The organism is Rhizobium sp. 3T7, from assembly GCF_020166565.1.
Classification (GTDB): domain Bacteria; phylum Pseudomonadota; class Alphaproteobacteria; order Rhizobiales; family Rhizobiaceae; genus Rhizobium.
This window is the reverse complement of sequence record NZ_JAIQXS010000005.1, coordinates 140,045-157,560: the sequence shown is the minus strand read 5'-3', so window position 1 is coordinate 157,560 and position 17,516 is coordinate 140,045. Positions and strand designations below refer to the sequence as shown.

The window sequence follows — 17,516 nt, the reverse complement described above, 5'->3', positions numbered from 1 at the left end:
GCATGGATACTGCTACCAACATCAGCCAGGTGCGCCTCGGCGACCGGCCTTTGGTCGTCTGCGACATCGACGAAGTGGTTCTCGAGTTCCTCACTCCCTTTACCGCTTTTCTGCGCTCGCACAGTTACGACCTCCTGCCACGGTCGTTCCGCCTCTACGGCAATATCGTCTCTTTGCTCGATGGCAGCGAGTTGGATAAAGCGGCCATCGATTCGTTTGAGGAAGTATTCTTCGCGAACCAGCACCTCTGGCAGAGGCCGGCGGAAAAGGCCGTCGATACGCTGCAGGCGCTCTCGGCCGACGCTGACATCGTCTTCTTGACCGCAATGCCACCTCGGCACCACGGTATCCGACGAGAATTTCTCAACCAGCTCGACCTCTCTTTCGACCTGATCGCCACGGAGGAGCCCAAGGGGCCCGTTGTCGCAAGGCTTCATGATCGGCGAAGCCTGCCTGTCGCCTTCATCGATGATATGCAGCGCAATCTCCTTTCCGTTGCCGATCATCTGCCCGAGTGCCTGCTCCTGACCATGATGGCCAACGCGGATTTCAAGCCGTTCGCACCACCGCCGGTTGGAAACATCGTGGCGGCCACTGGCTGGGACCATGCAGCAGAGCTGCTAAGGGCACATTTTGCGGCCGATGCCCTCACGAGCGCAAATCCAGCCGCATGAGCGGCCTGCCATCCTTTCGCTTTGCCACGGCTTCAAATCCAGCCGCATCGAAGATCGCGGTCGACCCCGTACAAAGCATCACCGACTTCGATTGCTTGACGCGGTCGATGGGACAGCCTTCAAGGTAGCGAGCACCGTGACGCCGCGCATGATCGATTGCACCGGCAAGGAGACGATGGCTAAGCCCCTGCCCCCGCAAATGCGCGAGCAGGAAAAAGCAGCTTACCGCCCAGAATGACGGATCGTGAGCATCGCCTTCCTCCACCGGTCGGGACACCGTTCGCGGCGAATTAAATTGCGGCACGTCGTGCCGGGATCCGACTTGGACCCAAGCGACCGGCTCGTCATCAGCATAGGCCAGGATGCCTGGCGGCGGACCGACGGCTATTCGGCCCTGCATGTGCGATTTTCGCTCTCCCGGCCCCATCTTCGCTCGCGCGGCATGAGGCAAACGGAGGGCAACGCACCAGCAGTCATAAAAGGCTCCGCGAGGACCGAAGAGCCGTTCGAAGTCACCCCACCGGTCCGCGGTCACCGGCTCGAAACGGAGATCGATATCCAATGCAAACCTCCTCGCCTCTCTTGAGACTCAAAAGTTTAAAGGCTAATGTTGAAATGTTCAATCTTTGTTCCCGTCATGACACTTGCGTACGCCAAGACACCCGGCTTCTGTCGCGACTGCCTTGCCGAGCAGAAGGCAGAAACGCGCCGCTGCGCGGCGTGCGGAAGCCCTCGTCTCGTGCGGCACAAGGAACTGTACAAGCTGACGCTGGCGCACATCGATTGCGACGCCTTCTACGCAGCGATCGAGAAGCGCGACAATCCTGAGCTCGCCGACAAGCCTGTCATCATAGGCGGCGGAAAGCGCGGGGTGGTCTCGACCGCCTGTTACATCGCGCGCATCCATGGCGTTCGTTCGGCGATGCCGATGTTCAAGGCCTTGGAGGCCTGCCCGCAGGCAGTGGTCATTCGGCCCGACATGGAAAAATATGTCAAGGTCGGACGCGAGGTCCGCACCTTGATGCAGGAACTGACGCCGCTGGTTCAGCCGCTTTCGATCGACGAGGCGTTTCTGGAACTTTGCGGCACCGAGCGGTTGCATCACGATCCGCCGGCGCGCACGCTTGCCAAGTTCGTCCAGCGCATCGAGAAGGAGATCGGCATAACCATCTCCGTGGGCCTTTCCTACTGCAAGTTTCTCGCCAAGGTCGCGTCCGACTTGCAAAAGCCCAGAGGTTTCTCGGTCATCGGCCGGGAAGAGGCCGTCTCCTTCCTTGCCCCGCGGCCGGTGACGACGATCTGGGGCGTGGGCAAGGCATTTGCGGCTACGCTCGAGGCTGACGGCATCCGCACCATCGGCCAGTTGCAGGGGATGGAGGAAAACGACCTCATGCGTCGATATGGCAGCATGGGGCAGCGACTGGCGCGCCTTTCGCGTGGCGTCGACGACCGCGAAGTCCATCTGAACGATGCGGCAAAGAGCGTTTCCTCCGAAACAACCTTCTTTGATGATATTTCCCGCTACGATGAACTCGTTCCGATCCTGCGCAGTCTTGCGGAGAAGGTCTCCTGGCGGCTGAAGAAGCACGACATTGCCGGCCGGACGGTGGTTCTGAAAATGAAGACGGCGGACTTCAAGTCGCGCACCCGCAATCGCAAACTCGAAGACCCGACCCAGCTTGCCGACCGGATCTTCCGCACCGGGCTGGAACTTCTCTTGAAGGAAACGGACGGTACGAAGTTTCGCCTGATCGGGATCGGCCTGACCGATCTTTGCGACCCCGCGCGCGCCGATCCACCCGACCTTATCGATGTACAATCCGGCCGCAGGGCAGCCGCCGAAGCGGCAATGGACAAGCTGCGCGACAAGTTCGGCAAAGGGACCGTCCAGACCGGATATACGTTTGGCGGCAAGCGCGATCACTAGTATGTGAGCCTGGCTCAAGGTCCCTTATTTCAAGTTTTCCTTAAGCTTCCCCGAATACGCTGGCCCTCCAGTATTGCGTATCGGTTGAGTCACATGTTCTCGCGTCTCGTTTTTGGCCTCGGTTTGCTGTCGGCCACCGCGCTCTTGCACCCCGCACTCGCTGCGGATGCACGCACGCTGCAGATCTTCGTATCGAAGGATTTGCAGTCGCTCACGCTCTATGATGGCACCGAGGTCGTGGCGACCTCGAAGGTTTCAACGGGAAAACCGGGCCACACAACACCGAGCGGGATCTTCTCCGTCATCGAGAAGAAGAAATATCACGAGTCCAATCTCTATTCGGCTGCACCGATGCCCTTCATGCAGCGGCTGACCTGGTCCGGTATCGCGCTTCACGAGTCCAATTCCGTGCCGCGCTACCCGGCATCACACGGCTGCGTCCGCATGCCGGCAGCCTTCGCCACGCAGCTCTACAAAATGACTGAGATGGGCGTTCCGGTTGTCATTACCGACGCAGAAGTGACACCGGAACCGATCGATCATCCGACACTCTTCCGGCCGGACATGCCGGAGCCCGCAGCGTTGCTTTCCGACGCGGCTTTGCGGCCGGCGATCGGCCAGGCTCCCGTTCAGGTCGCGATGAACGACGTCGCGCTACCGGCTGCCCACCCCCCGGCGGCAAGAGCGCCCGCGAACGACACGCCGATCCGCATGCTCATCACGCGCCGCAGCCTGCGCGAGGAGGTCATCGACCTTCAGACCTACCTCAATGAGCTCGGATTTGCCGCAGGTGAACCCGACGGCTTGCTCGGCTCGGCAACGCTGCAGGCGATCAGCGATTTCAAATCGAAATATCCGGTTGAGCCCACGGCAGACAAGTCACCAATGAGTGACACGCTCACCAAGGCGGTTTATGCCGCGGCCGGGAAGGGAACGCCGCCGAGCGGCGTCATCATGATCCGCCAAGGTTTCCAGCCTGTTCTTGAAGCGCCGATCTCGATCGCGAACCCTCGCCTTGCCCTCGGCACGCATTTCTTGATGGCACGCAGTATCGATTTCGAAACCGGCTCGGCAGACTGGATGGGTGCGACGCTTCCAAATACACTCTCGCGCGCAACCATGACGCGGCTTGGAATCAGCAGCCTCGAGAGCTCGATCATATCAGGCACGCCGATCGCCAATGCTCTGAGCCGTATCGATATTCCCGATGAGACGCGGCGAAAAATCGACGCCATGCTGACCCCCGGCTCGACACTGACGATTTCCGACACCGGCCTCGGACCCGAGACCGGCAACGGAACCGACTTCATTACCCTAACAAGGGGCTGACGTCAGACCAACTCGACGTCAACGACGCCAGGTGCCGCGCGAAGGGCCGCGGCAATCTCGGGCGTGATGCGATATTTTTGCGGAAGCTCGACCTCCACCTCGCGTTTGCCCTCCTCCTTAATCACGATGAAGGAGACGAGGCCATCACCCTTGGCATTGAGGTGCGCCGCGACCGCGCGAAGCGGCCCGCAATCGCGCACGTAGACGCGCAGAGCCTTCTGCATCTGCAGAGACTTCTCCTCAAGCGACTGTATGGTCTGCAGCCGAAGGCCGACACCTTCCGGCCGCTCCTCCCCGGTCGCGGTGATCACGAAGGACTTTCCAGATTCCAGTACATCGCGGTACTGGTTCAGCATCTCGGAAAACAGCACGGCTTCGAACTGACCGGATGAATCCGAAAACACGATGATGCCCATCTTGTTGCCGGTCCTCGTCTTGCGCTCCTGCTTGGAAATGACGGTGCCCGCAAGGCGTCCGTTGCTTGCTCCCTGCTTCACTGCCGCCGAAAACTCGGCGAAGGTCTGCACGCGCATCTTCTGCAGAACGTTCTGGTAGCTATCGAGCGGATGCGCCGTCAAGTAGAAGCCAAGGACCTGGAACTCCTTAAGCAGCTTCTCGGAGGCCAGCCACGGCGAAAACGGCGGCAGCGAGATTTTCTCAGGGCCTGACGAAAGAGCGCTGCCGAAGATATCCGACTGGCCGCTCAGCTTGTTTTCCTGCGCACGCTGGGCATAGCCCATGATCCGGTCGAGACCACCTGCCAGTTGCGCGCGATCGAGCCCGAAGCAATCGAAAGCACCGGCGAAGATCAGGCTTTCCAGCACGCGGCGGTTTACCTGTCGCGGATCGATGCGCAGGCAGAAATCTTCAAGGCTCGCGAATGGAGTGTCACCACGAACCTCAACGATATGATCGACAGCCGATTCGCCGACACCCTTGAGCGCCGCCAGCGCGTAATAGATCCTGTTGTCGCCGGTTTCGAAGTGGCGGAACGAGGTCTGCACCGAGGGTGGGATCACCTCGATGTCGAGGCGCTTGGCGTCCTGGCGGAAGTCGTTGACCTTTTCGGTGTTCGACATATCAAGCGTCATCGACGCGGCGAGGAACTCGACCGGATAATGCGCCTTCATGTAGGCGGTCTGATAGGAGACGATCGCGTAGGCGGCGGCGTGCGACTTGTTGAAGCCGTAGTTCGCGAACTTCGCCAGAAGCTCAAAGATGTTGTCGGCCTGCGGCTTCGACACTCCGTTCTTCACGGCACCATCGACGAAGCGCTCGCGCTGTTGGTCCATCTCGGCCTTGATCTTCTTACCCATGGCGCGGCGCAGAAGGTCGGCCTCGCCAAGCGAGTAGCCGGACAGGACCTGGGCGATCTGCATCACCTGCTCCTGGTAGACGATAACCCCCTGCGTTTCCTTCAGCAGATAGTCAATCGTCGGATGGATCGATTCGATTTCTTCCTCGCCGTGCTTGCGGGCGTTGTAGGTCGGGATGTTCTCCATCGGACCGGGGCGATAAAGCGCCACGAGCGCGATGATGTCTTCGATGCAGTCTGGTCTCATGCCGATCAGCGCCTTGCGCATGCCCGCACTTTCAACCTGGAACACGCCGACCGTTTCGCCGCGCGAGAGCATTTCGTAGGTCTTCTTGTCGTCGAGCGGGATCGAAGCGAGATCCACCTTGATGTCGCGTTTGGCGACAAAATCGACGGCGACCTTCAGCACCGTCAGCGTCTTCAGGCCGAGGAAGTCGAACTTGACGAGGCCGGCCTGCTCGACCCACTTCATGTTGAACTGGGTGACCGGCATGTCGGAACGCGGATCGCGATACATCGGCACCAGCTTCGACAGCGGGCGGTCGCCGATGACGATACCGGCGGCGTGCGTCGAGGCGTGGCGGTAAAGGCCCTCGATTTTCTGGGCGATATCAAGCAGGCGCGCGACGACCGGCTCCTTGCCGGCCTCCTCCTGCAGTTTCGGCTCTTCCTCAATCGCCTTCGACAGTGGCGTCGGATTGGCTGGGTTGTTGGGAACCAGCTTACAGATCTTGTCGACCTGACCGTAGGGCATTTCCAGCACACGGCCGACGTCGCGCAGTGCTGCGCGTGCCTGCAGCGAACCGAAGGTGATGATTTGCGCCACCTGCTCGCGGCCGTATTTGCGCTGCACGTAGCGGATCACCTCTTCGCGGCGATCCTGGCAGAAGTCGATATCGAAGTCGGGCATCGAAACGCGTTCCGGATTGAGGAAGCGTTCGAAGAGCAGCGAGAAACGCAAAGGATCGACGTCGGTAATCGTCAGCGCGTAGGCAACCAGAGAGCCCGCACCCGAGCCACGACCCGGGCCGACGGGAATGTCATGCTGCTTTGCCCATTTGATGAAGTCCGAAACGATGAGGAAGTAGCCCGGAAACTTCATGCGTTCGATAACGCTGAGCTCGAATTCCAGGCGCTCACGGTAGTCCTTCTCCTCGTAGCCGGGCGACATGCCGAGCGTAGCGAGGCGATTGTCCAGCCCCTCCTCTGCCTGCCGGCGCAATTCGAGCGCCTCTTCGCGTTCCGCTTCCTCGGGATCGGCCGTGGCGCCCGTGAAGCGCGGCAGGATCGGCTTGCGCGTCTTGAGTATGAACGAGCAGCGGCGCGCGATCTCGATGGTGTTTTCCAACGCTTCCGGCAGATCCGCAAACAACTTCGCCATCTCGGCGCGGCTCTTTAGGTAGTGATCGGGCGTCAGGCGGAACCGCGTATCGTCCGAAACGATGGCGTTGTGGGCCACCGCCATCAGGGCGTCGTGGGCATCATAGTCGTCGCGCGTCGGGAAAAATGCTTCGTTGGTGGCGACCAGCGGCAAATCATGCTCATAGGCAAGACCGATCACCTTCTGCTCATGGCGTTTGTCATAGGTGCCATGACGTTGCAGTTCGACATACAGTCGGTCGCCGAAATGCCGCTTCAGCAGCAGAAGGCGTGCTTCCGCCTGAGCTGTATGGCCGTCCTTCAGCGCCATATCGATCGGCCCCGTCAAGGCACCGGTCAGAGCAATTAGGCCGTCGGTTCCGATCTCATCGAGCCAAGAAGCACGAATGTGGATCAACTGACCGCCCTCGCCGCCGAGATAGGCCCGACTGACGAGATCCACCAGCCGCTCGTAGCCGGCCTCGGTCGCAGCCAACAGTACCAAAGACGGGAGCTTGACGAGCGCCTGCTGGCCGCCACGCCGTTCCGTCTCCAGGCCGTCTTCCATGTCGATCGAGACCTGGCAGCCAATGACCGGCTGCAGACCTTCATCCATCGCTTTCTGAGAAAACTCGAGGGCGACGAATAGGTTGTTGGTGTCGGTGATCGCGATCGCCGGTTGGCTATCGCCCGACGCCTTGTAGAGGATCTTCTTTAGCGGCAGCGCGCCTTCAAGCAGCGAATAGGCCGAGTGGACCCGAAGGTGAACGAAGCCGGGCGTACCGCCGATGAAACCGCTTACCGCGTCTTTCTCCGCACCCGCCATGACATGCCTTCCGATCACCTGAATCAATCACGGCTATTCTCAGCATTGAAGGGTCGATGTCCAGAGAAGGGAAGCGTTCAGACCGCATGGCAGCCATGCGGTCCCCGGAATTCTTACATTGCCATGCAGATCAGCGAGAAGCTGGCAACGAACATTGCGATGGAGGTGAATGCTGCGATATCACGGATCATGTCAGTCATTTGGCTCTCCTGTTCTCTTATGTTTTTATTTTGTTCTGCTATTGTTCTCTTGTCAACAGGATTCTTTTCGCCTCTGCTGGCGGTGTGGCGACGGGAGAAAAGCATGTTTAAGTTTGTATTAATTGCTGGATTGGCTTTATCGGCGGCGTTTACTGCCAATGCCGAGCAGAATGATGCCGCGCGCATCGTCGATGCTGCGACCGGTGATTGGGATGGCGACGGGGGAATGGATCTTGCACTGCTAGTCGCGCCTGCAGACAGCGCCAGCGACGGTCAGATCGGCATATACATCTATCTTCGCGACAGCGACCACGAGCTCTTGCGACTTTCGCTGAGTGCGCCAAACAAGATTTGGGGCAGCACCAGTGCCGAGGGCGTCTTCGGACAGGAACCCTCGTTGAAGGCTATCGGCAAATCCTCGATCGCCATTCATTCGCAGAACAGCGCCATTGGCCGCGACCGCTGGGACCAGACGCTGACGGTCGCCTATCGCAACAAACAGTTTGTCGTCGCCGGCTACACCTACAATCACTACGACACGCTCGACCCCAATGCCGGCGGTTCCTGCGACTACAACGCCTTGACCGGCAAGCTGCAGAAGAATGGCAAGGATGTCAAAGCCGAACCGCGCACCCTACCGATCGCCCAATGGAATGACGACACAGGACAAGCAATCTGCGAGCAATAGGCTTTGTTCCTATTTTGTTCTTTACAATTGGCGCCGTTATTGAGAGGCTGCCGAGCGGGAGGGCAAAGATATGGATATCGCCGAATTGAACCGCTTTATCGTCGAGGCCAAGGCCAATACCTATGTCGGCGGTGGAATTCCATCGTCTGCCTGCCGGAGGGGATCGCATGACATCGGCTATCAGCGCGGCCCGTGGCGCTATCTCGACAGCTACTTCGGCGGAACGGATTTCGCGGGGCAGGAAGTGGTGTGGCTGGACAGCGAACCGATCTGGGCGATGAACTATTTCGGCCGCATCGTTGAGCATTCGCTGATCGACGGAGAACGAGCGGGGACCGTCATCAAGGCTGCGCTGTCGAAAATGTATGGCGAATACCGACGCTTTCTCGGCGGCATGGAATTCGAGCATGCCTTCGGTTTCTATGCCGATCAAAGCACCGGCGACTGCAGCCATTTCAGCGGCCGCGAAGTAATCGTCGTGAACGAGCGCCGGGCTTACGAACTCGATTATCAGGGTGGGCTCATCCACCCCTAGCTAGAAATCCACCACCTTGCCCTCGACGATCGTCACACGACGATCCATACGGGCGGCGAGTTCGTGGTTGTGGGTCGCAATCAGCGCTGCCAATCCCGATTGGCGCACCAACGCTTCCAAGGCATCGAAAACATAGCGCGCGGTTTCCGGATCAAGATTTCCCGTCGGTTCGTCCGCCAGCAGCAGACTCGGCGCATTGGCGACGGCGCGGGCAATCGCGACGCGCTGTTGCTCGCCACCGGAAAGCTCCCCGGGGCGATGGGTACCGCGATGGCCGATCCGCATGTAGTCGAGCAGCTGGCCGGCCCGCTCCTTCGCTTCCTTGCGCGGCAGGCCAGCGATCATCTGCGGCATCATGATGTTCTCGATCGCGGAGAATTCCGGCAGTAGATGATGGAACTGGTAGACGAAGCCGATTTCGTTGCGGCGGATCATGGTGCGCTTGTCGTCCGGCAAGCCGTCGCAGGCATGGCCATTAATCGTCACCTCGCCGCCATCGGGATGCTCAAGCAGGCCGGCAACATGCAGCAGTGTCGATTTTCCCGTGCCTGACGGTGCGACGAGGGCGACGATTTCGCCGCCGTTCAACGTAAAATCCGCACCTTTGAGGATCGAGAGCAGCGTCTCGCCCTGGCCGTAGTGGCGCTCGACACCGGAAAGCTTGAGAACGGTATTCCGTTTCATGAACAGGGCATTCCTTATTCGTAGCGCAGGGCCTGCACGGGATCGAGCTTGGAGGCTCGCCATGCCGGGAAGATGGTGGCGAGGAAGGACAGTGTCAGCGCCATAATCACAACGGAGAGCGTCTCTCTGAGGCTCATTTCTGCCGGCAGTTGGCTGAGGAAATAGAGCTGCGGATCAAACAGCACCGTGCCGGAAACCCAGGAGAAGAACTCGCGGATTTTCTCGATATTCATACAGACAATGACGCCGAGCAGAACGCCGGCCAATGTGCCGACGACACCGATTGCCGCGCCTGTCATGAAGAAGATGCGCATGATCGCGCCGGAGCTTGCGCCCATCGTGCGCAGGATGGCGATATCGCTGCCCTTGTCCTTCACCAGCATGATGAGGCCGGAAATGATATTCAGCGCAGCAACGAGTACGATGAGCGTCAGGATCATGAACATGACATTGCGCTCGACCTGCAGGGCCGAAAAGAAGGTCTGGTTGCGTTGGCGCCAGTCGGTGATCGCAATCTGGCGGCCGGCCGCGGCTTCCACCTTCGGGCGCATATTGTCGATGTCGTCGGGATTGTCGACGAAGAGTTCAATGGATTGAACCAGCCCCTCGGCATTGAAATAGAGCTGTGCTTCCTCGAGCGGCATGTAGATGATCGTGGCGTCGTATTCCGACATGCCGATCTCGAAAATGCCCGAGACCTTATAGGATTTGACCCGCGGGTTGACGCCCATCGGCGTAATGTCACCCTCCGGTGATATCAACGTGATGTTGTCGCCAGCCTGGAGGCCGAGCTGCTCGGCCATACGCGAGCCTATCAGTACGCCTTGTCCTGCGGCGAAACCAACAAGGTCGCCGGACTTGATGTTGCCGGAGACAGTCTTCACCTTGTCCAGGTCTTCCGGCCGGATACCACGGACCAACGCGCCCGTCCCTGCTCCGCCCTGCCCCGACGCCAGTGTCTGCCCCTCCACCAGCGGCAGCGCCAATTTTATACCCGGCACGGCAGCAAGCCTGTCGGTCAACGCCGGATAGTCGTTGAACGGCGTATCGACGGGCTGAACGATCATGTGCCCGTTGATGCCGAGAATGCGGGAGATCAGCTCCGTGCGAAATCCGTTCATCACAGCCATGACGATGATGAGCGTAGCGACACCGAGCATGATGCCGATGAAAGAAAAGCCGGCGATTACCGAAATGAACGCCTCCTTGCGGCGGGCACGCAGATAACGCCACGCCACAAGCCGTTCGAAGGCGGAAAATGGCCGGCTGGCCGGCGCCGAGCCGGATTTGGAACCCTGCTGCTGGCTCACCGCTGCATCTGCCATTCTGCCTCCCGCCTGCTCAGCCCAAGAGCTTGTTGATCGCCGCGTTGATGGTCATCGTTTCACGGGCGCCCGTCTTGCGGTCCTTCACTTCTACTTCGCCACTCGCAACCGCCCGCGGGCCGGCGATGATCTGCAGCGGAACCCCGATCAGGTCGGCGGTCGCAAATTTCGTCCCGGCGCGATCGTCTGTATCGTCATAGAGGACATCCTTGCCGGCGTTCGACAGCACCGCATAGATCTTCTCGCAGGCCGCATCGCACGCCGCATCACCGGCCTTCATGTTGATCACGACCGCATCGAACGGCGCCACGGACGCTGGCCAGATGATTCCGTTCTCATCATGCGATGCTTCGATGATGGCGGGAACAAGGCGCGTCGGTCCAATCCCGTAGGAACCCATGTGGACAGTATGTTCCTTGCCATCCGGACCCTGCACCTTCGCGCCCATCGGCTCCGAATACTTGGTGCCGAAGTAGAAGATATGGCCCACTTCGATGCCGCGGGCGGAGAGGCGGTCGCCTTCGGGGACCGCGTTGAACGCAGCTTCGTCATGCATCTCCGATGTGGCTGCATAAAGCGATGTCCACTTGTCGAAGACAGCCTTCAGGCCCTCGACGCTCTCGAAGTCGGTATCTTCGGCCGGGATATCAAAGTGCACGAAGTCCTTGTGGCAGAACACTTCGGACTCGCCGGTGTCGGCCAGGATGATGAACTCATGGCTGAGATTGCCGCCAATCGGGCCGGTATCGGCGCGCATCGGAATAGCGCGTAAGCCGAGGCGGTCGAAGGTGCGCAGATAGGCGGTGAACATCTTGTTGTAGGAGTGCTCTGCATCTTCGCGCGTCAGATCAAAGGAATAAGCGTCCTTCATCATGAATTCGCGCGAGCGCATGGTGCCGAAGCGCGGACGGATCTCGTCGCGGAACTTCAACTGGATGTGATACAGGTTGAGCGGCAGGCTCTTGTAGGACTTCACGTAGGACCGGAAGATATCCGTGACCATTTCCTCGTTCGTCGGGCCATACAGCATCGGCCGATCCTGGCGATCCTTGATGCGCAGCATTTCCTTGCCGTAGGCGTCGTAGCGCCCGCTTTCCTGCCATAGCTCAGCAGACTGCAGTGTCGGCATCGACAGCTCGATCGCGCCGGCGCGGTTCTGTTCCTCGCGGATGATGTTGTTGACCTTGTCCAGGACGCGCTTGCCGAGCGGCAACCAGGAATAGATGCCCTGCGACTGCTGCCGGATCATGCCCGCGCGCAGCATCAGCCGGTGAGAGACGATCTCCGCCTCCTTGGGATTTTCCTTGAGGATGGGCATGAAATAGCGAGACAGGCGCATGGCGAATTCCAGAGCTGTTGAGACACCGCAGGTCGCGGAATCGAAGGCGATCACAAATATTGGCAGCGTTCATAACTGCTTCGCGAGAGGAAAGAAACCCGCGACGGGCTCAAGCGGCCTTCCGTTAAAGCATGTTCGCACTTGCGAAGCAGACAAAGTAAGAAAAAGGCGGAATTATAATGGTTTGTACGAAATTCTTATCAACAGAAAAAATTTGCTGGAGTGTAGCAAAAATGCAAAAAAACCTAATGACAAAGCCCAATCTTTGAGCTAGTTTTAGCCCACAAAACAGGCAGGGAGCTCAAATCCCTGTCGATTTCGCGGTCAAGTCTTGGGAGGATCAGATCTTAGGCGCGCTTGTCGCAGCCCCGGCAACGGATAAGGATCACGCGATACTTAAAACAAGGCTTTCAGCCTTGTTTTTTTTTTGGCTTTTCGCTGCTCCAAAAAACTTCTGGAATAGCTCGCCTGCCGTTACGCAATGTCCGTATCACGTTACGGCACCTCCATGCCGCAACTTCATGACACGTGTATGATAGCCCCAATCTGCATCCGCCCAAAAACTGGGCAAACGCCCTTAGACGTTTGAAAATGACGGGCCGATCTGCGGCAGGGCGTCGAAGCCCCATCCGAAGTAATTCGAAGCAATATACCAAAGCGCATAGATGATGGCAGAAATGAGCGTCGTCATCGAGAAGACAAAGACGGGCCGGAACCGGGTCGGCGCGCTCGGGACGGTGCCGGGAACGACGTCGTTATCCTCTGCCTGCGTGCGCAGGCCGATCGGGAGCACGGCAAAGAGGGTGATCCACCACACGATAAAGTAGACGGCGAAGCCCTGTAGAAATATCTGCAGCATCGAATTGTCCCGGTAGGCTCTCTGCGGTTATCGCAGTTGCCGTGCTTATAGGCCGAAATACCGTCAACTCAAAGCCGGTTCAGACCCCTTCCCATCTTTTGCGGGATTCCGGTCACTCTGCCGCAGGCTTGCTCAGACCTGCTCGAGCTCGATCAGGGTGCCGAAGAAATCCTTCGGATGCAGGAAGAGCACCGGCTTGCCATGCGCGCCGATCTTCGGCGCGCCGCTGCCGAGCACCCTTGCCCCGCGTTGGATCAGCTGGTCGCGGGCGGCGAGGATATCGCCGACCTCGTAGCATATATGGTGCATTCCGCCGGAGGGGTTCTTGTCCAGGAAAGCCGCGATTGGCGATTCCGTTCCCAACGGCTGCAGGAGTTCAATCTTGGTATTCGGCAACTCGACGAAGACGACGGTGACGCCGTGTTCCGGTAGAGCCTGCGGGGCTGAGACGGTTGCGCCGAGTGTGTCCCGATATGCAGCCGTTGCGGCCGCAAGGTCGGGAACAGCGATAGCAACGTGGTTGACCCGGCCGAGCATTCGTCAGACCTTCGTAACAAAAACTGTGACCACGGGTTTCTTCCCCCAGGTCTGGTTTGCCGCTGCGCGGATAGCACGGCGAACCGACTCCTGCAGCAAGTCGAGATCCTTGCGGCGAGCCCGCGGAATGCTTTCGATGGCACCAACTGCAGCATCATAGAGCGTGTCTTCCATCTCGTCGCCCTCGTCGTCGTAGACAGGCAGGCCGATTGCAACTAGGTCCGGATCGCCGACGATATCGTAGCGGCTGTCGATCACGACGTTGACAGCGACGTGGCCGACATAGGAGAGCTTCTTGCGCTCGCCGATGCCCATTTCGTCAAAATCGCCGATCAGCGCGCCGTCCTTGTAGATGCGGCCATGCGGCGCCTCGTCAATCACCTCGACTGGTCCCGGCGCCAGACGAAGAATGTCGCCGTTGCGAACGCGCGGCACGATCGAGATGCCCGACTGTTCCGCAAGTTCCTTGTGTGCCGTCAGGTGCGTCGCCTCGCCGTGCACTGGCACGACGATCTTCGGCCTCGTCAGCTCGTACATCTTCTGCAGCTCGTTGCGGCGCGGATGTCCGGAAACGTGGACAAGAGCCTCGTTGTCGGTGATCACGTGGACACCCTGCTCGATGAGGCCGTTCTTGATATCCTGAATCGCCTTCTCGTTGCCGGGAATAGCGCGCGAGGAGAATACGACGATATCGCCGGAGGCAAGCGCCACGTTGCGCATCTCGTCGCGCGAGAGTTTGGCAAGGGCCGCGCGTGACTCACCCTGGCTTCCCGTAAGTATGACGACCACTTTGTCGCGTGGAATATAGCCGTACTCGTCTTCTGAAATGAACGGCTTTATGCCTTCCATCAGGCCGATATCGCGGGAAACGTCAACCACGCGCTTGAGCGAACTGCCGAGCAGAAGGACTTCGCGGCCTTCAGCCTCCGCCGCCTCGGCTACTGTGCGGATACGGCCGACATTCGATGAGAACGTCGTCACCGCGACGCGACCCTCGGCGTTCTCGATGATCTTGCGCAGGCTCTCCGAGACGTCCTTTTCCGAGGGCGAGACACCGTCGCGCAGGGCGTTGGTGGAATCGCACATCAGCGCCAAGACGCCTTCGTCGCCGAGCTGGCGGAAACGCGTCTCGTCCGTCAGCGGACCGAGAGACGGCTCATGGTCGATCTTCCAGTCACCAGTATGGATTACGTTGCCGAGTGGTGTGCGGATCACCAGCGACATCGGCTCGGGAATGGAATGGTTGACCGCGACACCCTCGACACTGAAGGGGCCGGCATTGACGGTATCGCCCGCCGTAAACAGTGTCACCGGAATCTCACCGATGGCCGACTTCTCGAAGTTTCGCTTCGCCTCGAGCAGCCCGGCGGTAAAGGCCGAGGCATAGACCGGGACATTGAGGCCCGGCCATAGATCGGCAAGCGCGCCGTAATGGTCCTCATGGGCGTGGGTGATGAAGATCGCCTTCAGGCTCTTCCTCTCGCTTGCGAGATAGCGAATGTCGGGCAACACAAGATCGACCCCCGGCAGGTCAGGTCCGGGGAAGGTGACGCCGCAGTCGACCATGATCCACTGGCGATGGTCTGGCGGGCCGTAGCCATAAAGGGCGAGATTCATTCCGATCTCGCCAACGCCGCCCAACGGCAGAAATACCAATTCGTCCTGCTTCGCCATATTATTCTTTTTTCCAATCAACCAAAGAAGACATCGCCGGCAGCAATCGTCATCATCCTGCCTGCGCCAGTATCGAGCATCAACAGGCCATTATCATCAATTCCGGCGAAGTTGCCGGAAATCGACCGGTCCGGCAGGTTCACAGTTATCTTTTCGCCGATACCGCAGGCGACTTGGCGCCAGCGTTCGGTGATTTCGCGCACTCCGCGGCCACGATCCCATGCCTCGAGGACTTCGGCCATCGACGCGAAGAGATGCGCGAAAACCTCTTCAGGGGAAGCAGAGCTCCCCTGCTCGCGTAGGCAAGTCACAGGGTAAAGCGGGTTGCCGGGCATGAAAGCGACATTGATGCCGATGCCGATGACGAGCGCGTGGCGCCCGTCAGGCAGGGCTTCGGCCTCGACGAGAATGCCGCTGGTCTTCTTTCGCCCGATCAGGATATCGTTCGGCCATTTCACTTCCAGCCGCTCGGCCGTGTGCGGCAACACCTGGCGCACGGCCTGATGCACCGCGACGGCAATCGCCAGCGGCAGCGAGCCCAGACGCTCCATGGGCGCCGGATCGATAAGGAGAAGCGAGGCATAGAGATTGCCCCGCTCGGAAACCCAGGGGCGACCCCGGCGGCCACGGCCGCCGGTCTGCTTTTCCGACGTGATCCAAAGGAGACCGCGGTCCCCTGCCCGCGCACGGGCAAGACATTCGCTGTTGGTGGACGATGTCTCCGACAGAGCCTCGTGCCTGAAATCGTCGAGCGATATCCGGCGCCGTGTCTCGGAGTTCATCAAAAGAGCGTCGCAGCAGCAAGCTCGGCTGCGCCGCCGATCGGACCGCCGATGAGGACATAGGCGAGAACGAAGAGACCGGAGACACCGAAGACCAGGCGCAGCGAGCCGGACACGCGAGCAAATTCGTCGGTGGCTTCATCGAACCACATTAGTTTGATGACGCGGAGATAGTAGTACGCGCCGACGACCGATGCGAGAATGCCGATGATAGCAAGCGCATAGAGCTTTGCCTCAATTGCAGCGACAAACACGAAGTACTTCGCGAAGAAGCCTGCGAGCGGAGGAATACCGGCCAGCGAGAACATCAGGATGGTCAGCACCGTCGCCATGAACGGATTGGTGGTCGACAGGCCGGCCAGATCGTTGACCTCCTCGACAACCGTGCCGTCCTTGCGGCGCATCGACATGATGATCGCAAAGCTGCCGAGTGTCATGACCATGTAGATGACCATGTAGAGCATGACACCCGAGACGCCGGTCTGCGTGCCGGAGGCGAGACCAACCAGCGCATAGCCCATGTGGCCGATCGACGAATAGGCCATCAGGCGCTTGATGTTCCTCTGGCCGATTGCGGCGAAGGAGCCGAGCAGCATGGAGGCGATCGAAATGAAGACCACGACCTGCTGCCAGTCGGCCAGAACCGGCTGGAAGGCGGTAATGACGATGCGGGTCATCATCGCCATCGCAGCAACCTTCGGGGCGCTTGCAAGGAAAGCCGTGACCGGGGTCGGCGCACCTTCGTAAACGTCCGGCGTCCACATATGGAACGGAACGGCCGAAATCTTGAAGGCGATACCGGCAAGGATGAAGACAAGGCCGAAAATGAGGCCGAGCGAACGCGCGCCGTCAACGGTCAATGCCTGAGCAATCGCAGCGAACTGCGTGTGGCCGGTGAAGCCATACACCAGCGACATGCCGTATAGCAGCATGCCCGAGGAGAGCGCGCCGAGCACGAAGTACTTCAGGCCGGCTTCCGTGGACTTGACGCTGTCGCGATTGATCGCAGCGACGACGTAGATTGCCAGCGACTGCAGTTCGAGGCCGAGGTAGAGCGAGATGAGGTCGTTGGCCGAAATCATCAGCAGAATGCCGAGCGTGCAGAGCACGAGTAGAACCGGAAACTCGAACTTGTCGAGCTGGTTTTCCCTGGCAAGGCCGAGCGACATGAAGAGCGCCACCATCGAGCCGACCAGCGCCGTGATCTTCATGAAGCGACCGAAGCCGTCCGACAGGAAGACGCCGCCATAAGCAACGCCTTCACTCGGAACGAAGATCAGCCAGAGAGCGGCTGCCGCCAGCACGATCAGCGCGAGAACGCTGACCATACGGCCGGAGCGCTCTCCCGAGAAGACGCCGACCATCAACAACACCAAGGCGCCGACCGCGAGGATCAACTCCGGAATGGAAAGATGCAGGCTTGCGAGAATTGTTTCAGAGGTCATGTCCCAAAAGTCCCGTCA

The 17,516-nt window shown here is 59.6% G+C and carries 15 protein-coding genes; 5 read left to right on the top strand and 10 right to left on the bottom strand.

The window, feature by feature from the left end; genetic code table 11:
• Positions 1-2 precede the first annotated feature (2 nt).
• Positions 3-674, top strand: a complete 672-nt coding sequence (locus K9B32_RS09895) for a hypothetical protein (protein ID WP_224561719.1) — start codon at positions 3-5, stop codon at positions 672-674.
• Here the strand turns inward: K9B32_RS09895 and K9B32_RS09890 are convergent.
• Entirely contained in the window at positions 649-1,236 is a 588-nt protein-coding gene (locus tag K9B32_RS09890; RefSeq protein ID WP_224561718.1) for a GNAT family N-acetyltransferase, read from the bottom strand. The two genes, K9B32_RS09895 and K9B32_RS09890, sit on opposite strands and share 26 nt — an antisense overlap.
• 45 nt (positions 1,237-1,281) lie before the next feature.
• On the opposite strand from K9B32_RS09890, the gene K9B32_RS09885 reads away from it, so the two are divergent.
• A complete protein-coding gene (locus K9B32_RS09885; protein ID WP_224561717.1) occupies positions 1,282-2,601 on the top strand; it encodes a DNA polymerase IV in 1,320 nt (439 codons plus the stop codon).
• A 93-nt stretch (positions 2,602-2,694) separates the two neighbouring features.
• On the top strand, positions 2,695-3,930 hold the full coding sequence (locus tag K9B32_RS09880; RefSeq protein ID WP_224561716.1) for a L,D-transpeptidase family protein: 1,236 nt from the start codon (positions 2,695-2,697) through the stop codon (positions 3,928-3,930).
• Between the two features lie 2 nt (positions 3,931-3,932).
• Here K9B32_RS09880 and dnaE read toward each other — a convergent pair whose 3' ends face one another.
• Entirely contained in the window at positions 3,933-7,430 is a 3,498-nt protein-coding gene (gene dnaE, locus K9B32_RS09875) for a DNA polymerase III subunit alpha (RefSeq protein ID WP_224561715.1), read from the bottom strand.
• Positions 7,431-7,733: 303 nt separating this feature from the next.
• On the opposite strand from dnaE, the gene K9B32_RS09870 reads away from it, so the two are divergent.
• Positions 7,734-8,318: a hypothetical protein gene (locus tag K9B32_RS09870; RefSeq protein WP_224561860.1), complete on the top strand. Its 585-nt coding sequence runs from the start codon at positions 7,734-7,736 to the stop codon at positions 8,316-8,318.
• Positions 8,319-8,388: 70 nt separating this feature from the next.
• A complete protein-coding gene (locus K9B32_RS09865; protein ID WP_224561714.1) occupies positions 8,389-8,853 on the top strand; it encodes a DUF5680 domain-containing protein in 465 nt (154 codons plus the stop codon).
• Here K9B32_RS09865 and K9B32_RS09860 read toward each other — a convergent pair whose 3' ends face one another.
• From K9B32_RS09860 to nuoN, 8 genes are all read right to left on the bottom strand, one after another.
• On the bottom strand, positions 8,854-9,537 hold the full coding sequence (locus K9B32_RS09860) for an ABC transporter ATP-binding protein (RefSeq protein ID WP_224561713.1): 684 nt from the start codon (positions 9,535-9,537) through the stop codon (positions 8,854-8,856). It abuts the gene before it with no gap.
• A gap of 14 nt (positions 9,538-9,551) precedes the next feature.
• Positions 9,552-10,862 (bottom strand): lipoprotein-releasing ABC transporter permease subunit, encoded by a 1,311-nt coding sequence (locus tag K9B32_RS09855; RefSeq protein WP_224561712.1) that lies wholly within the window; start codon positions 10,860-10,862, stop codon positions 9,552-9,554.
• 16 nt (positions 10,863-10,878) lie between these two features.
• Positions 10,879-12,201 (bottom strand): proline--tRNA ligase, encoded by a 1,323-nt coding sequence (gene proS, locus K9B32_RS09850; protein ID WP_224561711.1) that lies wholly within the window; start codon positions 12,199-12,201, stop codon positions 10,879-10,881.
• A gap of 577 nt (positions 12,202-12,778) precedes the next feature.
• Positions 12,779-13,060: a DUF1467 family protein gene (locus tag K9B32_RS09845; protein WP_007789695.1), complete on the bottom strand. Its 282-nt coding sequence runs from the start codon at positions 13,058-13,060 to the stop codon at positions 12,779-12,781.
• Positions 13,061-13,192: 132 nt separating this feature from the next.
• Positions 13,193-13,597 (bottom strand): methylmalonyl-CoA epimerase, encoded by a 405-nt coding sequence (gene mce, locus K9B32_RS09840; RefSeq protein WP_224561710.1) that lies wholly within the window; start codon positions 13,595-13,597, stop codon positions 13,193-13,195.
• A gap of 3 nt (positions 13,598-13,600) precedes the next feature.
• A complete protein-coding gene (locus K9B32_RS09835; RefSeq protein WP_224561709.1) occupies positions 13,601-15,271 on the bottom strand; it encodes a ribonuclease J in 1,671 nt (556 codons plus the stop codon).
• 17 nt (positions 15,272-15,288) lie between these two features.
• Complete coding sequence (locus K9B32_RS09830; RefSeq protein WP_224561708.1) at positions 15,289-16,053, bottom strand: biotin--[acetyl-CoA-carboxylase] ligase; 765 nt, start codon at positions 16,051-16,053, stop codon at positions 15,289-15,291.
• On the bottom strand, positions 16,053-17,498 hold the full coding sequence (gene nuoN / locus K9B32_RS09825; protein ID WP_132593990.1) for an NADH-quinone oxidoreductase subunit NuoN: 1,446 nt from the start codon (positions 17,496-17,498) through the stop codon (positions 16,053-16,055). Before nuoN ends, K9B32_RS09830 begins: the two co-directional genes overlap by 1 nt.
• Positions 17,499-17,516 lie beyond the last annotated feature (18 nt).

What these genes read in the sequence shown, in the direction of transcription:
- K9B32_RS09895 (WP_224561719.1), top strand. Translation starts at nt 3, where the DNA reads ATGGATACTGCTACCAACATCAGCCAGGTGCGCCTCGGCGACCGGCCT.
- K9B32_RS09885 (WP_224561717.1), top strand. Translation starts at nt 1,282, where the DNA reads ATGTTGAAATGTTCAATCTTTGTTCCCGTCATGACACTTGCGTACGCC.
- K9B32_RS09880 (WP_224561716.1), top strand. Translation starts at nt 2,695, where the DNA reads ATGTTCTCGCGTCTCGTTTTTGGCCTCGGTTTGCTGTCGGCCACCGCG.
- dnaE (WP_224561715.1), bottom strand. Translation starts at nt 7,430, where the DNA reads ATGGCGGGTGCGGAGAAAGACGCGGTAAGCGGTTTCATCGGCGGTACG.
- K9B32_RS09870 (WP_224561860.1), top strand. Translation starts at nt 7,734, where the DNA reads ATGTTTAAGTTTGTATTAATTGCTGGATTGGCTTTATCGGCGGCGTTT.
- K9B32_RS09865 (WP_224561714.1), top strand. Translation starts at nt 8,389, where the DNA reads ATGGATATCGCCGAATTGAACCGCTTTATCGTCGAGGCCAAGGCCAAT.
- K9B32_RS09860 (WP_224561713.1), bottom strand. Translation starts at nt 9,537, where the DNA reads ATGAAACGGAATACCGTTCTCAAGCTTTCCGGTGTCGAGCGCCACTAC.
- K9B32_RS09855 (WP_224561712.1), bottom strand. Translation starts at nt 10,862, where the DNA reads ATGGCAGATGCAGCGGTGAGCCAGCAGCAGGGTTCCAAATCCGGCTCG.
- proS (WP_224561711.1), bottom strand. Translation starts at nt 12,201, where the DNA reads ATGCGCCTGTCTCGCTATTTCATGCCCATCCTCAAGGAAAATCCCAAG.
- K9B32_RS09845 (WP_007789695.1), bottom strand. Translation starts at nt 13,060, where the DNA reads ATGCTGCAGATATTTCTACAGGGCTTCGCCGTCTACTTTATCGTGTGG.
- mce (WP_224561710.1), bottom strand. Translation starts at nt 13,597, where the DNA reads ATGCTCGGCCGGGTCAACCACGTTGCTATCGCTGTTCCCGACCTTGCG.
- K9B32_RS09835 (WP_224561709.1), bottom strand. Translation starts at nt 15,271, where the DNA reads ATGGCGAAGCAGGACGAATTGGTATTTCTGCCGTTGGGCGGCGTTGGC.
- K9B32_RS09830 (WP_224561708.1), bottom strand. Translation starts at nt 16,053, where the DNA reads ATGAACTCCGAGACACGGCGCCGGATATCGCTCGACGATTTCAGGCAC.
- nuoN (WP_132593990.1), bottom strand. Translation starts at nt 17,498, where the DNA reads ATGACCTCTGAAACAATTCTCGCAAGCCTGCATCTTTCCATTCCGGAG.